The following is a 13,070-nucleotide window of genomic DNA, read 5'->3' on the forward strand; positions in this document are numbered from 1 at the left end:
CTTACTCCTGCGTCTCCTCTTGCTTCATGTACGTCCAGTCGTCCTCTTGGTACACAAGGCCGTCCTTCATCAGCTTGCCCAGCGCCCGCTTGAATGCGGATTTGCTGAGTCCAAAGCGACTTTGGATGAGATCGGCCGACGTCTTGTCCGAGAACGGCATGGCATGGCCAGGACGCTCCCTCAAAAAGGCGAGAATCACCTCGGCATCATCGTCGCGGCCTTTTTCCTTCGGCTGGCGCATCGACAGGTTCACGCGGCCGTCTTCCCGTACGTAGGCGACCCGTACATCCACTTCTTCGCCTGCGCGCAGCAGCCTTGTCCGCTCGGTCGGCGCGATCAGCCCGATCACACCAAAACCAAGCACGCCCGCATCGCAAATGACGAATGTGCCCATCTGAAGCGGACGATATACGCGGGCTTTCACCCATTGGTGCTGCCAGCTGGAAGGCGCACGCACGCATAGAGGCGCGAGATCGTCTTCCAGTGCCATTTTAGCGATCAGGCGGCCTTGTCGGTCGTGGGCGAGCGTCACAAATACTTTGTCTCCTACCAGTGGACGAAGTTCTTCCATCTCCGGCACCTGGCGGTACGGCAGCAGGAGATGTCGGCCGAGCCCCATTTCGAGGAAATACCCGAATCGCGGATGGATGTCCACGACTTCAAGCAGCCCGACTTCGCCCATGACGAGCTTCGGGCGCTTCATCGTCGCCATCATGCGGTCCTGCGTGTCGTGGAAGAGGAATACCTCCACCTTGTCCCCAACTTTAATGCGGCCGACAATCTCGGCATAGGGCAGCAGATAGTCCTGATACCCATCATTCAGAAAATAGCCGTTAGGCGAAACTTCCCTCGCTACGTCTAACGTAACGAGGGAGCCTGCTTCCACTCTCATACGCGCTCCACAACCTTGGCGTCAGACCAAAGTCTCTCAATGTTATAGTAAGAGCGGTCGTCGCGATGGAACACATGCAGGACGACGTCCCCAAGATCGAGCAGCACCCATCTGGCGGTGTCGATGCCTTCATAGCTGCGGATATTCACGCCGTACTCATGCGCTTTTTTTCTAGCTTCCGTGGCAATCGCCTGCACTTGCGTCTCCGAGTTCCCGTGGCAGATCACGAAATAATCGGCGATCAACGAGATGCCGTTCAAATCGAGCGTCACGATGTCCATCCCTTTTTTATCTTCAACCGCATTAATGACAAAGTTTAATACTTGTTCAGGTGTTTTACTCATCCAATCAACCTCCAACATTTTAGGATTGTAGTTGTTGCAGCAAATCGTTGCGCGTCAAGACGGTCAGCGGGTAAATCCGCTTTCCTTTGGCCAGCAGGAACGAGATCGTGGAATCGAAGCCCGCGATGAGCGCCTGCTCCAAGCTCGTCTTCGCCAGCTCGCGGATGTTATCCACGCCGGGAAAATCGCGCCCAGGCTCCATGTAGTCGGCAAGACAGACGATTTTATCGAGCAGCGTCATGTTCTCGCGGCCCGACGTATGGTAGCGAATCGCATCCAACACCTCTTCGTCGTCGATCCCGAACTGGGAATGGGCGATAAACGCCCCGGCATGCGAATGCCACAGTTCTTTGTCATAGTCCAGCAGGTCCTGCGGCAAGCCGTTCTCACGGATAATCTTAGCTTGCTCTTGTACGGGCCAATATTTGCAATAATCGTGTAAAATAGCTGCCAAATCCGCCTTCTCGGCGTCGCCTCCGAAACGTTCGGCTAACATGACGCTCGTCTCCATCACGCCCAGCGTATGCAGCCAGCGGCGCTCCGGCATTTGCTCTTTAACCGCGGCAATCAAAGCCTCACGATTCATACAGCCGGTTCACCTCCATGTAATGAAGCACCTTATCCGGCACGAGATATCGCACCGACGCCTGCTCAGCCCGGTACTTACGAATGGCGGTCGAAGAAATTTCCACCATCGGCATCGGCACCAGCTGAACGCGCGTCCGAATCGCCTCGGGCAGCGCGTTCAGTTCAAGCGAATAGCCCGGCCTTGCGAGGCCGATAAAATGAATTAGCCGCACGATGTCATCGATGCGATGCCACTGCGGCAAGTACTCTACCATGTCTGCTCCGATGATATATGCGAATTCGTGCTCGGGATACTGCCGCTGAAGAAGCTCGATCGTATCGATACTATAAGATACGCCGCCTTTGTGAATTTCGATATCGATCCCCCGAAAAAATGGGTTGCCTTCCGCGGCGAGACAGACCATTTCCCACCGCTCATGGCTTGTTGCCCTCGGCTTGTTCGTCTTATGCGGCGGCACATTGGCAGGCATGAGCCAGATTTCGTCCAACCCTGCTTCCACCCTAGCGCGCTCCGCGGCGATTAAATGACCCGTATGAATCGGATCGAAGGTGCCTCCCATGATTCCGACACGCATGTATCCACCTCTTTTAGAGGAAGTTCAAAAAGTAGTCTTTTGATCACGAAGCAATCCAAGAAGCGTACTCGACATCAAACCTTGCGTTCAGCTTCGAAGGAAGGTAGCCATGTAGGTTTTGCCTACACTCCGCTCCTCCTTCTTCAGCTTCTCACAATCTTCTCGGTGCTGAAAACCCTACTTTTTGAACACTCACTTATAGTCTTATACCGGAAGTTCGATCTTTTTCTTGTCTTTCGATTCCTTGTACAGCACGACGATTTTACCGATCACCTGAACCAGCTCCGCGCCGGCTTTCTCGGATAATTCGGCGCCGACCTCTTGGCGGTCTTCCCCGCTGTTGTTAAGCACGGTCACTTTAATCAACTCGCGTACTTCCAACGCTTCTTGAATGTGGCGGATCAAATGATCATTGACGCCGCCCTTGCCTACTTGAAAAATCGGATCAACATGATGCGCAAGTGAGCGCAAGTATCTTTTCTGTTTGCCTGATAGCATGGAAGTCCCTCTATTCATTCTTATTCAGCTAATGACTGTTCTACAACCTGTCTCATCGCTTCAACCGGTGCCGGCTTGCCCGTCCAGTATTCAAAGGCGTATGCGCCTTGATAAATAAACATCCCGAGCCCGCCGTGTATGCGCGCGCCAATCGCCTCCGCTTCCCGTAGGAAACGCGTGATGCGCGGATTGTAAATCAGATCGCTCACGAGATGCTGCGGACGCAGCAAGGCGACAGGCATTGGCACGTCCTCCACATGCGGATGCATCCCCGCGGAGGTCGTGTTCAGCACGAACGCCACCTCGTCCACAACGCCCTCCAGCTCATCCATCCCGACCGCAATCGTGGTCGTGAATGCGCTGATGGTGGCCGCCAGCTCGACAGCCCGCTCCTTCGTGCGGTTCGCGATATAAATCGTGCCTGCGCCTTCCTTCGCCAGCGCATAAGCCACGCCGCGCGCCGCGCCGCCGGCGCCGAGCACAAGCACCTTTTGCCCCCGGAGGTCGATACCGGTCTCTTCTTTCAACGAGCGCACATATCCGATGCCATCGGTATTGTAGCCGATCAGGCGGCCGTTCTCGTTCACGACCGTGTTAACCGCACCGACGATGCGCGCACCTTCGTCAATCTCGTCCATATAGTTCATGACGTCGACTTTATGCGGAATGGTCACATTGACACCGCGGAAGCCGAGCGCACGGAGGCCGCGAATCGCTTCGCCAAGCTCCTCCGGCTTCACGTGAAAAGCCGCGTACGCACTGTTCATTTCCGCTTCTTCAAACGCGCGGTTCAGCATAATCGGCGAACGGGAATGCCGAATGGGATCCCCGAAGACGCCATATAAAATCGTATGACTGTCGATCGTCCGGTTCTTCTTCTCCATGTTGCTGCGTTTCCCCCTGTCTCGCTAAATCAAAGCTTCACGCAAAATCACTTTAACGCCTTTCGGCGCATGGACAGCAAGCTGAGCCCCCGCCATGCTGTTGAGCTTGATCCAGCCGAGCCCGGAAATCAGCACGTCGAACGCCTTGCCTTTCGGCACGTTAAGCGGCGTCTTCACAAGCGCCGGCAGTTCATCAAGATCCGCTTTCCCCGGCGGCTTCAGCAACTCGCCTTTATGCTCCGCGTACAGCTCGTCCGCCTTGTCCAGCTTCGTGCGGTGAATCTGAATCGCATTCGACGTATAGCACGTAAATGACTGATGCTCGCCGCGCACAAAATCAAAACGCGCCAGCGCGCCGAAAAACAGCGTCTGCGCCTCGTTCAGCTGGAACACCATCGGCTTAAGCGGCTTGTCCGGCATAAGCGGACCGAGATCCCGCTTTTTCACGACTTCCGTCAGTCTGTGCGTATACACAATGCCCGGTGTATCGATAATGTAGTGGCCGTCGTCCAGCGGAATTTTGACCAGATCCAGCGTCGTGCCCGGATACTGGGACGTCGTAAGCTCCGCTTCCAAGTCGCTGTAGTCGCGAATCAGGCGATTGATCAATGTCGATTTGCCCACATTCGTAGCACCGACCACATAGACGTCCATGTTGCCGCGGTGTTCGGCAACCGACGAAATGACCCGGTCGAAGCCGATATTCTTTTTCGCGCTGCATAAAACGATGTCAACGACCCGCAAATTCGCTTCTTTGACTCTACGCTGTACCCAATTAATAATTTTGTTCGCATTCGTCACCTTCGGCAGCAGGTCGATCTTGTTGACGACGAGCAGCACAGGATTCGAGCCGACAAAGCGGGCAAGGGACGAAATCATACTGCCTTCAAAATCGAATATATCGACAATTTTGACTACGAGCGCCTTCGTTTGCCCGATATGCCCCAAAAGCTTCAGAAAATCATCCTGCTGCAGCGTGATGCTCGACGATTCGTTATAATGTTTAATCCGATAGCAGCGCTGGCAAATCAACGGCTCTTTCTGCAAGGCCGCCTCCGGGATAAATCCCAACTTGGCTTTATCCTCCGTCTGCAGTCCAACGCCGCAGCCCGCACAATGGAAGTCTACTCTTTCTGTCATGAATCCTCCTATTTCTTCATCCTGGCAATGGCCCATTTCTCAATCAGGCGGTTCACCCGGGTGAACACGCCTTCGTCCTGCCGGGAAATCGGCTGTACCAGAATGGTATAAAGCCCCATCCGATTGCCGCCCAATACGTCGGTCAGCATCTGATCGCCGATCACAGCCGTCTGGCGGGCATTTGTGCCGAGCAGCCTCATCGCTTTCGTAAACGAAGCGTTCGTCGGCTTCTTCGCCCGATAAATAAACGGCATACCTAGCGGCTCCGCGAAGGTGGATACGCGCAGCTTGTGATTATTGGAGACAATCACAACTTTGAAGCCGATTTTTTGCATACGCGCTAACCACTCGATCAGCTCCGGCGTCGCATGAGGATCGCGCGCGCCGACGAGCGTATTGTCAAGATCCGTAATGATGCCCCGAATTCCGAAGCTCCATAAATGATCCCCATCGATGTCATAAATCGTCCCCACCGATTGTCTGGGCACTAGCTTATTCAGCAAACCTTTTCCCTCCACGACTTCCTTGAGATATACGTGAAACTATACCATAGAGACACCATTGTTGCAAAAAGAAAAGAACATATTTTCCCACTACGCGCGGTTTGGAAGCGGCAGCCATTCCAGGACGTTCTGAATATGCCGATCCCAGAATCCCCATTCATGCTGGCCCGGCTCTTCCTCGTACTTCGCTTCCAAACCGATCGAGCGCAAATAGTCGCGGAACCGAACATTGTCTTCATATAAAAAGTCTTCCGTGCCGCAAATCTGATAGAGCTGCGGCGAAGGCTGCGAGGAACGCACCACCTGCTCCGCAAGGTGGAACAAATCACTTGCTGTGCCTCGAACTTCAGCGCCTTCCCCAAAAATCAGCATCGCATCCTGCGGAAAAGCTTGCATCCGGTTGGCAATGTCGACCACGCCGGACAAGCTTGCTGCCGCCGCATAGCGATCCGGATGCGTCAGCGCCAGCTTCAAGGCGCCGTAGCCGCCCATGGACAGACCCGCTACGTAGTTCAGCTCGCGCTCTTCCGCGAGCGGAAAGAACGAGCGTGCAATCGCCGGCAATTCTTCGCTGATGAACGTCCAGTATTTCGGCCCATACGCCATATCCGTGTAAAAGCTCCGGTTCACCGCCGGCATGACCACCGCAATGCCGTGCTTGGAGGCGTAACGCTCAATCGACGTTCTGCGCATCCAGATGGAGTGGTCGTCGGACAAGCCGTGGAGCAGCAGGAGCGTCGGGTGCTTGGCGCCATGCTTCTGAGCAGCCATTCCGATTTGACTCGTGGACGGCTGCGGCAAAATAACGTTCATTGTAGCTGCGACGCCAAGCGCGTCGGAGTGAAAGTGACAATCAAAAAAAGCCATGACAAATAATCTCCTCTCAGTTCGAAACCACCCCCAATAAAGGCGAGTGGCTCATTGTCGTTATTTCATTTGTTGTTTCACACGGGTAATCAAATCGCTGGCGGTTTGATAATCGATTTCCGTCGCTGCCCGCTGGCTGTACTTCGCCTTCTCGAACAGTTCCAGCAGCAGCTCGAGCTCGTTCTTCAGCCACTTGCTCTGCTGGCTCCAACGGGTCGTTGCTTCACGCAGCGTTTCATGCTCCAAACGGGTGTAGCCTCTGCGGCGTGAGCTGCGCAGCCAGCGCTCAAACTCTACCACAATTTTCTGATTGAAATTGACCGCTTGAATCTTTCTACGACGGGCCCGGTAAGCGCGCCATGCTTCGCTGCGAAGAACCAGGAATGCGCCTGCGCCGACAACGGCAGCGGCGGCGATGCCGCCAAGCGTCCACCAGAGCCAGTTCAAGCTGCCGTTATCAACGGCTGTCTCCGTAAGATCCGTCGCATCCACATCCGTTGTGAGATCTTCCACAATCGGCGCTGCCTCCGGAAAAGCATTCGGCAACACAAATCCGGATGTCGGCTCAAAGGAAATCCAGCCGTACCCTTCAAAGTAAACCTCGACCCACGAGTGGGCGTCGGAGTTGCGCACCGTATACGTGGCTGCGCCGTTCAGATCGACGGTCGCCCCGAGCTGACTCAGGATGCCTTGTTCTTGCATTTCGTCAACAGCGGACGATGTCCCCGACGAGTAGCCTTTCACCCAGCGCGTCGGCAGCCCGATCGAGCGGGTCAGTACAGCCATAGCGGTCGAGTAATAATCGCAGTATCCCTGTTTGATTTCGAACAGGAAGCGGTCGACGAAATCTTTGCTTTTCGCTTTCGACTCATCAGGGGTGTTCGTGTAAGGGTAGTGCGTCGATAAATACGCCTCTATCGCTTTCGCTTTATCGTAGCCGTTCGTCGCGTTTTTCGTGATGTCGACCGCAAGCTGCTTGACGCGCTCTGGCAGATCGGCAGGCACCTGCAAATATTCCGCCCATTCCGGCTGACCGGTATAATCCTCCTGTACCGCTCTCAGCCCGTCTTCTACAATAATAGGCTCCTGAACAAGCAGCTTGTAATTTTGCGGGTAGCCCCCTCGCCCCATAAAACGAAGCTCGCTTTGACGCGGTGACCACAGCACGCGCTGAAACGGGTTCTCGCCGCTATTGATATCTTCTACTTTCTGTATCGCAAAGCCGCCGAATAAAACGGGAAAAGCTTCCTGGCGTTCCATTACGATGCTTTGCGTCACTTCTTTGGTTTTCAGCAACGACGTATTGAATCTTTCGTCGGGCTGCAGTGCGTTCACATTCACCCGAAAGATCGGGAGTTTCCGCTCCGCCGGGCTAAGCTCCCAGCCTTTGCCATTATACAACGAACGGGTTTCTCCGCGGAAGTACGTTCTTTTGCTTGATTCCACCGTCATCACCGGTGTGTAATCGTAGCGGAAGCCGCCGCCCAGATGGCTGTCGTCCCGGCTGTAGCCGGAAGACGCGTCGGCCGTAGAGCCCGTCGGCGTCGTGGAGATGCCTTTGCCCAGCTGCGGCACCGTCTCGCCGTTGCTGACCTTCCAGGCCGTATACGGATCGGTCAGAATCGGATTGATCGTTGGGGCAAAATACCCTACGATTCCGACGACGCAGATCAGCAGCACAATCGGCACGAGAAACGAGGACGGATAGTCCGAAATCGTCTCCCAGATGCTGGGCGCCCGCATTTTAAGATGCGTAAAATGCTTGATAATGAGCAGCATGAAGCCGCACAACAGCACGACGGCGACCTGCGGCCACAAGAAGATCGTCGAGAACGAATCGCGAATCGCGAAAAATAATACCGATACAAAGATGAGGACGACGATGCGGTACCGCGATTGCACGGACCAGATCGTGAATAAATAAATGAGCCAAGTGGACAAGCTGAACCAAATGTAAGGCTCCAATTGACCGGCATTCAGGCCGATGAACCGCAGCACATTTTTCCACGTTGTCAGCTTCATCGGTTCGAAATGATACCCCATTCCGATCCCATGCAGCAGGATGATCGATACGAACTGGATCAAGATGCGCCACGACTCGCGAAGCTTGGGAATAAAATACGATGCCGCCGTCAACGCCAGCGTCGTCGTCACGTACGTGACGGTTTGCGGCAGCCACACGCCGTCTTCTTTCATAATCCAGATGACAAACTGATAAAGATAGATCGCCACGAGCAAAGCGGACATCCGCTTTGCCCAATCGTAGAACACCCACCGGCTCCACCATACGTTAGGCATATCGCTTCACCCCTCCCAATTGCTCGGGGAGATCAGCAAGTTGATTGACCTCGTAAGCCATATAACCGAGTGCGCGAACGGCTTTGACCCAATCCTCATGCGCGGGGACAGTCGGTCCGGTCGGCGGTTTAAGCGGCTGTGTCCCGCCACCCCCGACCCAGATATGGCAAGGATTCACACCCATAATTTCGAGCTGTTTCAAAATTTGCAGCATCGGCCCCCCTTTGACGGGAGAAATGAGGACGAAGAAACAGCCTTGCGGCCATTCGCGCGAACGCTCCTTTATCATCTGCGACAAGGATTGGAAGCCGTCAGCCTCCACGCCGACCAAGTGATTCACAATTTCCGTATGCTGGTGCTGACTCATTTTTGGCTCATAGTACGTGAACGTTTTACCCGGTGAAAGCAGCCCGAGCGCCAGCTCGCGCCCTGTGCCGAAGCGGAAAATCGAAGCCGCGATCGACACCGCCAGCTCGAACTGCATCGCGTCCCGATAGGAGCGCGCGGTCCGGTCAAGCACGACAATCGTCTTGGGAAGCGATTCCCGCTCGAATTCCTTGGACTTCCAGGTACCGGTCTTTGCCGTAGCATTCCAGTGAATCCGGGACAGCCGGTCGCCGTAAATATATTCCCGAACGCCGTTAATTTGCGTTGTTTCCCGATGCGACCGCGTCGATGTGGAATGATGCTGCATCCCTTTCAGCATGTGATGGAACTGCGCCCATTCCCGAATCGCCACCGTTTGCGGATAAACCGTAATCGGTTCCTGCAGCTCCAGACGCCCTTTATGCTGGAAGAAACCGAAAATATCCTCCGTCAAGCAATCCGTCGCATCGAACCGGTAGTAGCCTCTCCGCAGCGGAGGGGTTACGTAATGGAACTCCCCCCGGCGCTTCCAGTCCGGCACAATCGAGCCTTCAAACACCGATTCGTCGCCGTTTGCACGAATCAAACGATCCTTGAGCAGCACATATGGAATGGGCCAGACGCCCGGAATTTGCACGGAGATGCGGATATCGAGCATGCTGCCCGCTTCCACCTTGGCTTCGGCGCCCTGCACCGTCAGCTTGCGCGTCCCTTGCGAGCGCCGAATGCCGCTCCAATAGCCGGAGAGCAGGTAGACCGATAGCAGAAGCATAATAATAAAGAGCATGGAAGCGAGCTTGCCGCCTTGAAACAGCAGGAAGAACAAGGTAATGGTAACCAACGTGATCAGAAACCACAAAGCCGCCGGCAGCCGGGGACGCTCCCCGAATCGCAATAGAACGGGTCGCTTCATAGGCTCACTTCTCCATTCTTACCGGAACGCGGACTTGCTCAAAAATTTTGGCCAGCACCGAGGGGACGGTCGCCCCGTCCATCCGAGCTTCCGGATGGAGAATAATCCGGTGACTGAGCACAAACGGCGCCAAATATTTAATATCGTCCGGAATGACATAGTCTCTGCCGTGCAAGTAGGCGAACGCCTTGGAAGCCATCACGAGGGAAAGCGTCGCCCGCGGGCTTGCGCCGAGCAGCACAGAGGCGTGCTCCCGCGTTTTGCGCGTTAGCGTCACCAAATAATCGGCTACGGCATCGTCCATATGCACATGACGGACTTGATCTTGAATGTAGAGCATGCGCTCGCTATCGAGAATCGGCTGCAGCGCCTCCATCGGATGGGCGCTCCTTTGGGATGCGATCATCGCCTTTTCCGCCGCTTCGCTAGGATAGCCCAGACTGAGCTTGATCATAAAACGGTCCAACTGCGCTTCCGGCAGCGTGTACGTGCCTTCAAAGTCGATCGGGTTCTGCGTCGCGAGCATGATGAATGGCGCGGGAAGCTCGAATACGTCGCCGTCCACCGTGACGTGATGCTCCTCCATCGCTTCAAGCAGCGCGGATTGCGTTTTGGTCGTAGCACGGTTGATTTCGTCTACGAGCAGGATATTCGTCATGATCGGGCCCGGACGGAACAAGAACTTCTCTTCTTTGGGATGATAGATGGAAACACCGGTAATATCGGAAGGCAGTAAATCCGGGTTACACTGAATGCGCCGGAAAATGCCGTTCATCGAACGAGCGAGTGATTTTATCAGAACGGTCTTGCCAGTGCCGGGAACGTCCTCGAGCAGCACGTGGCCGCCAGCCAGCATCGCGGTGAGCAGCAGCTCAATCTCTGCGCTTTTGCCTAAAATGCACGATTCCAAATTGGCTTTAAGGCGGGCTATTTCTTCTACATGATGATGAGTGGCAGTTTCCATCGTGGTTCCTCCTTCGGGATATGCTGCGCTCACTGCAAGAGTAAGCGTTGCCAGAAACGAATATAAACGGAAGATCGTAAAAACCGAGGATTTGACAGAAAAATGAGGAAAACAACTACATTTCTAGTGTACAGGAAAGTTTTTCTGACGTATACTTGTAAATCCTCTAAAGTTCTTTGTATCAAATATACACCATGTGCATTACGGGATTGTTACACGCGCATAAAAAAAAAGCAAGCTTGGCTTGCCCTTCCTTCAATCCATATGCATTTTTGGGGATATAATCGGTTGGCAAAGTGGCAGGCGCTACTTTTTGGCCGTCTTTGATCGTGTAGTCATTGCCTTCATATCCTTTTTGACCAGATCCAATCGTCCAATAGGCAAACACTGCAAATTTACTCGCTTAGTTGCTGTTGGAGATATTGATAAAGCCTGCGGCCAGCCATTTGCAACGGGTAAGCAGATGCTTTGCACAGCAGCCCAGAAGTCATGTGTATAAAGCTCCCCTTCAGAGCCCGTATCGTCGTTCCCGCCGATGCGGGCTCTGCCATAATCTTCGGGACAAGCGCGATACCTAGCCCGCTCTCCACGTAAAATTTCAAGGCTGTCATGCTCCCGACCTCCATCGTTTCGAACGTTACGTTCCCTGTCTCCTGCATCGCAATTTCCAGCTTTCTGCGATACGGACACGTTGCTGAGGTGATCAACAGCCGATGCCCCCGCAAGTCATCCACAGTAAGATCCGATTTCAGTGCTAACGGGTCGGATACAGGCATTAGGGCGACGAACTGCTCCTGGAAGAGAGGTTCAAAATAAAGATCGCTTCCCAAATCCGGTGCCGAGCAGAGCGAGAAGTCAAGCTCACCTCTGAGAATTCGCTCGCTGAGAGCTGGAGTGTTCGCAAATTCTACAGAAATGCGGATATTCGGATAATCAGACATAAATCTTTGCAAAATGACGGGCAACCGATAACTGCCTGTCGGCTCCGTGACACCAATACGGACATGCCCCGTTTCTCCCGACTGCAGATTCGACAAAGTGGTTTGCGCCTGCTCCATACTTTTTACAATGTGCAGACTGTGATCATGAAATATTCTTCCGGCTTCCGTCAGTTGAAACTCCTTCCCATTTCTGCGATCGATCAACTGAACACCTAATTCCTTTTCAAGCTTTTGTATTTGCATCGTAACGGTCGATTGCACATAATTCATTTCTTGCGCCGCGCGAATAAAACTACCGTATTTTACAATGCTTTGAAACGTTTTTAATGTCTTAATATCCATTGTGCACTCCTTCATCAATTCAATAAAATCGAACGAATCATTCATTTAGTTCAATTATACAAATAGCCATAAACGATTTACAATGAAGAAAACCAGCAAAATCACAATTTAAAAGGAGTGCATCCGTTATGCAGTTGTCTAACAAAGTCGTTCTTGTTACAGGTGGAGGCACAGGGATTGGCAGAGCAACAAGTCTCCTTCTGGCCAAACGTGGAGCAACCGTTATCGTTAACTATTCTCGTTCACACACCGATGCGGAAGAAACCGTTAAAATGATTAACCAAGATGGCGGCCAAGCTCTCGGGATACAAGCAGACGTATCCAAGGACGATGAAGTCCGGGACATGGTCCAAACTATTGTTCAGCAATTCGGAACCGTGGACTTGCTCGTCAACAACGCCAGTATCACAAGTCATATTCCAATGGACAACCTGGATGAAGTCACAGGAGAAATATGGGATCAATTATTTGATGTAAATGTAAAAGGCATGTTTTACTGCGCGCGAGCTGTCGCACCTTACATGAAGCAAAATAAACAAGGAGGCATTGTCAATTTAGGCAGCATCGCCGGCCAAACCGGATTAGGCTCTTCTCTTCCCTATGCCGTATCCAAGGCTGCTGTTCATGGCTTAACCAAATCCCTGGCGCGAGCTTTGGCGCCCGATATTCGGGTGAACTGCATCGTACCAGGAGCCGTCGCAACAAGATGGTGGCTCGGAAGAGAAACTCAAATGCAGAGACTAGCTCCGAATCTGCTGCTTCAGCGTATTTCAACACCAGAAGATATTGCCTCCATGATCTGTGCAGCATTAGAACAAGAAGCGATGACGGGGCAAATCATTACTGTAGATAGCGGTCAAACCTTGTAGGAGAACTGAGCTGCGTTAGTTATTGCTATAAGAACAAGAAAAAGCTGTCCCATATGGACCTTTGGGAACAGCTTCTTCGTTCTATT

General features: G+C 53.3%; 14 protein-coding genes. 1 reads left to right on the forward strand and 13 read right to left on the reverse strand.

What is annotated here, in order from left to right; all coding sequences use genetic code 11:
- Nucleotide 1 precedes the first annotated feature (1 nt).
- The 13 genes from EJQ19_RS16935 to EJQ19_RS16995 form a co-directional block, all read right to left on the reverse strand.
- Nucleotides 2–892 (reverse strand): CvfB family protein, encoded by an 891-nt coding sequence (locus tag EJQ19_RS16935; RefSeq protein WP_126142418.1) that lies wholly within the window; start codon nt 890–892, stop codon nt 2–4.
- Nucleotides 889–1,236, reverse strand: coding sequence for a ribosome silencing factor (gene rsfS / locus EJQ19_RS16940; RefSeq protein ID WP_126142419.1), 348 nt, complete (start codon nt 1,234–1,236; stop codon nt 889–891). Before rsfS ends, EJQ19_RS16935 begins: the two co-directional genes overlap by 4 nt.
- A gap of 19 nt (nt 1,237–1,255) precedes the next feature.
- On the reverse strand, nt 1,256–1,822 hold the full coding sequence (yqeK, locus tag EJQ19_RS16945; RefSeq protein ID WP_126142420.1) for a bis(5'-nucleosyl)-tetraphosphatase (symmetrical) YqeK: 567 nt from the start codon (nt 1,820–1,822) through the stop codon (nt 1,256–1,258).
- Complete coding sequence (locus tag EJQ19_RS16950) at nt 1,812–2,399, reverse strand: nicotinate-nucleotide adenylyltransferase (protein WP_126142421.1); 588 nt, start codon at nt 2,397–2,399, stop codon at nt 1,812–1,814. The genes yqeK and EJQ19_RS16950 overlap by 11 nt, the downstream gene beginning before the upstream one ends.
- A gap of 204 nt (nt 2,400–2,603) precedes the next feature.
- On the reverse strand, nt 2,604–2,897 hold the full coding sequence (yhbY, locus tag EJQ19_RS16955; RefSeq protein WP_126142422.1) for a ribosome assembly RNA-binding protein YhbY: 294 nt from the start codon (nt 2,895–2,897) through the stop codon (nt 2,604–2,606).
- A gap of 20 nt (nt 2,898–2,917) precedes the next feature.
- The gene (aroE, locus tag EJQ19_RS16960) at nt 2,918–3,781 is read right to left on the reverse strand and encodes a shikimate dehydrogenase (RefSeq protein WP_126142423.1); all 864 of its coding nucleotides are present in this window, start codon (nt 3,779–3,781) and stop codon (nt 2,918–2,920) included.
- Nucleotides 3,782–3,805: 24 nt separating this feature from the next.
- Nucleotides 3,806–4,921: a ribosome biogenesis GTPase YqeH gene (yqeH, locus tag EJQ19_RS16965; protein ID WP_126142424.1), complete on the reverse strand. Its 1,116-nt coding sequence runs from the start codon at nt 4,919–4,921 to the stop codon at nt 3,806–3,808.
- A gap of 8 nt (nt 4,922–4,929) precedes the next feature.
- Nucleotides 4,930–5,424 (reverse strand): YqeG family HAD IIIA-type phosphatase, encoded by a 495-nt coding sequence (locus EJQ19_RS16970; RefSeq protein WP_206438442.1) that lies wholly within the window; start codon nt 5,422–5,424, stop codon nt 4,930–4,932.
- Between the two features lie 90 nt (nt 5,425–5,514).
- Nucleotides 5,515–6,291, reverse strand: a complete 777-nt coding sequence (locus EJQ19_RS16975) for an alpha/beta hydrolase (RefSeq protein WP_126142425.1) — start codon at nt 6,289–6,291, stop codon at nt 5,515–5,517.
- 60 nt (nt 6,292–6,351) lie between these two features.
- The gene (locus EJQ19_RS16980) at nt 6,352–8,589 is read right to left on the reverse strand and encodes a transglutaminase-like domain-containing protein (RefSeq protein WP_126142426.1); all 2,238 of its coding nucleotides are present in this window, start codon (nt 8,587–8,589) and stop codon (nt 6,352–6,354) included.
- Nucleotides 8,582–9,868: a DUF58 domain-containing protein gene (locus EJQ19_RS16985; protein WP_126142427.1), complete on the reverse strand. Its 1,287-nt coding sequence runs from the start codon at nt 9,866–9,868 to the stop codon at nt 8,582–8,584. The genes EJQ19_RS16980 and EJQ19_RS16985 overlap by 8 nt, the downstream gene beginning before the upstream one ends.
- Before the next feature lie 4 nt (nt 9,869–9,872).
- Entirely contained in the window at nt 9,873–10,832 is a 960-nt protein-coding gene (locus tag EJQ19_RS16990; RefSeq protein ID WP_126142428.1) for an AAA family ATPase, read from the reverse strand.
- 395 nt (nt 10,833–11,227) lie between these two features.
- Complete coding sequence (locus EJQ19_RS16995; protein WP_126142429.1) at nt 11,228–12,115, reverse strand: LysR family transcriptional regulator; 888 nt, start codon at nt 12,113–12,115, stop codon at nt 11,228–11,230.
- Between the two features lie 128 nt (nt 12,116–12,243).
- Here EJQ19_RS16995 and EJQ19_RS17000 point away from each other — a divergent pair, with 128 nt between their 5' ends.
- Nucleotides 12,244–12,984: an SDR family NAD(P)-dependent oxidoreductase gene (locus tag EJQ19_RS17000; RefSeq protein ID WP_126142430.1), complete on the forward strand. Its 741-nt coding sequence runs from the start codon at nt 12,244–12,246 to the stop codon at nt 12,982–12,984.
- The last annotated feature ends 86 nt before the right edge of the window (nt 12,985–13,070 follow it).

Source organism: Paenibacillus whitsoniae (genome assembly GCF_003955665.1).
Taxonomy (GTDB): domain Bacteria; phylum Bacillota; class Bacilli; order Paenibacillales; family NBRC-103111; genus Paenibacillus_E; species Paenibacillus_E whitsoniae.

Excerpts from the sequence above, each read along its gene's own strand:
- EJQ19_RS16985 (WP_126142427.1), bottom strand. The coding sequence starts at position 9,868 with ATGAAGCGACCCGTTCTATTGCGATTCGGGGAGCGTCCCCGGCTGCCG.
- EJQ19_RS16980 (WP_126142426.1), bottom strand. The coding sequence starts at position 8,589 with ATGCCTAACGTATGGTGGAGCCGGTGGGTGTTCTACGATTGGGCAAAG.
- yhbY (WP_126142422.1), bottom strand. The coding sequence starts at position 2,897 with ATGCTATCAGGCAAACAGAAAAGATACTTGCGCTCACTTGCGCATCAT.
- EJQ19_RS16990 (WP_126142428.1), bottom strand. The coding sequence starts at position 10,832 with ATGGAAACTGCCACTCATCATCATGTAGAAGAAATAGCCCGCCTTAAA.
- rsfS (WP_126142419.1), bottom strand. The coding sequence starts at position 1,236 with ATGAGTAAAACACCTGAACAAGTATTAAACTTTGTCATTAATGCGGTT.
- aroE (WP_126142423.1), bottom strand. The coding sequence starts at position 3,781 with ATGGAGAAGAAGAACCGGACGATCGACAGTCATACGATTTTATATGGC.
- EJQ19_RS16935 (WP_126142418.1), bottom strand. The coding sequence starts at position 892 with ATGAGAGTGGAAGCAGGCTCCCTCGTTACGTTAGACGTAGCGAGGGAA.
- EJQ19_RS16975 (WP_126142425.1), bottom strand. The coding sequence starts at position 6,291 with ATGGCTTTTTTTGATTGTCACTTTCACTCCGACGCGCTTGGCGTCGCA.
- EJQ19_RS16950 (WP_126142421.1), bottom strand. The coding sequence starts at position 2,399 with ATGCGTGTCGGAATCATGGGAGGCACCTTCGATCCGATTCATACGGGT.
- yqeH (WP_126142424.1), bottom strand. The coding sequence starts at position 4,921 with ATGACAGAAAGAGTAGACTTCCATTGTGCGGGCTGCGGCGTTGGACTG.
- EJQ19_RS16995 (WP_126142429.1), bottom strand. The coding sequence starts at position 12,115 with ATGGATATTAAGACATTAAAAACGTTTCAAAGCATTGTAAAATACGGT.
- yqeK (WP_126142420.1), bottom strand. The coding sequence starts at position 1,822 with ATGAATCGTGAGGCTTTGATTGCCGCGGTTAAAGAGCAAATGCCGGAG.
- EJQ19_RS17000 (WP_126142430.1), top strand. The coding sequence starts at position 12,244 with ATGCAGTTGTCTAACAAAGTCGTTCTTGTTACAGGTGGAGGCACAGGG.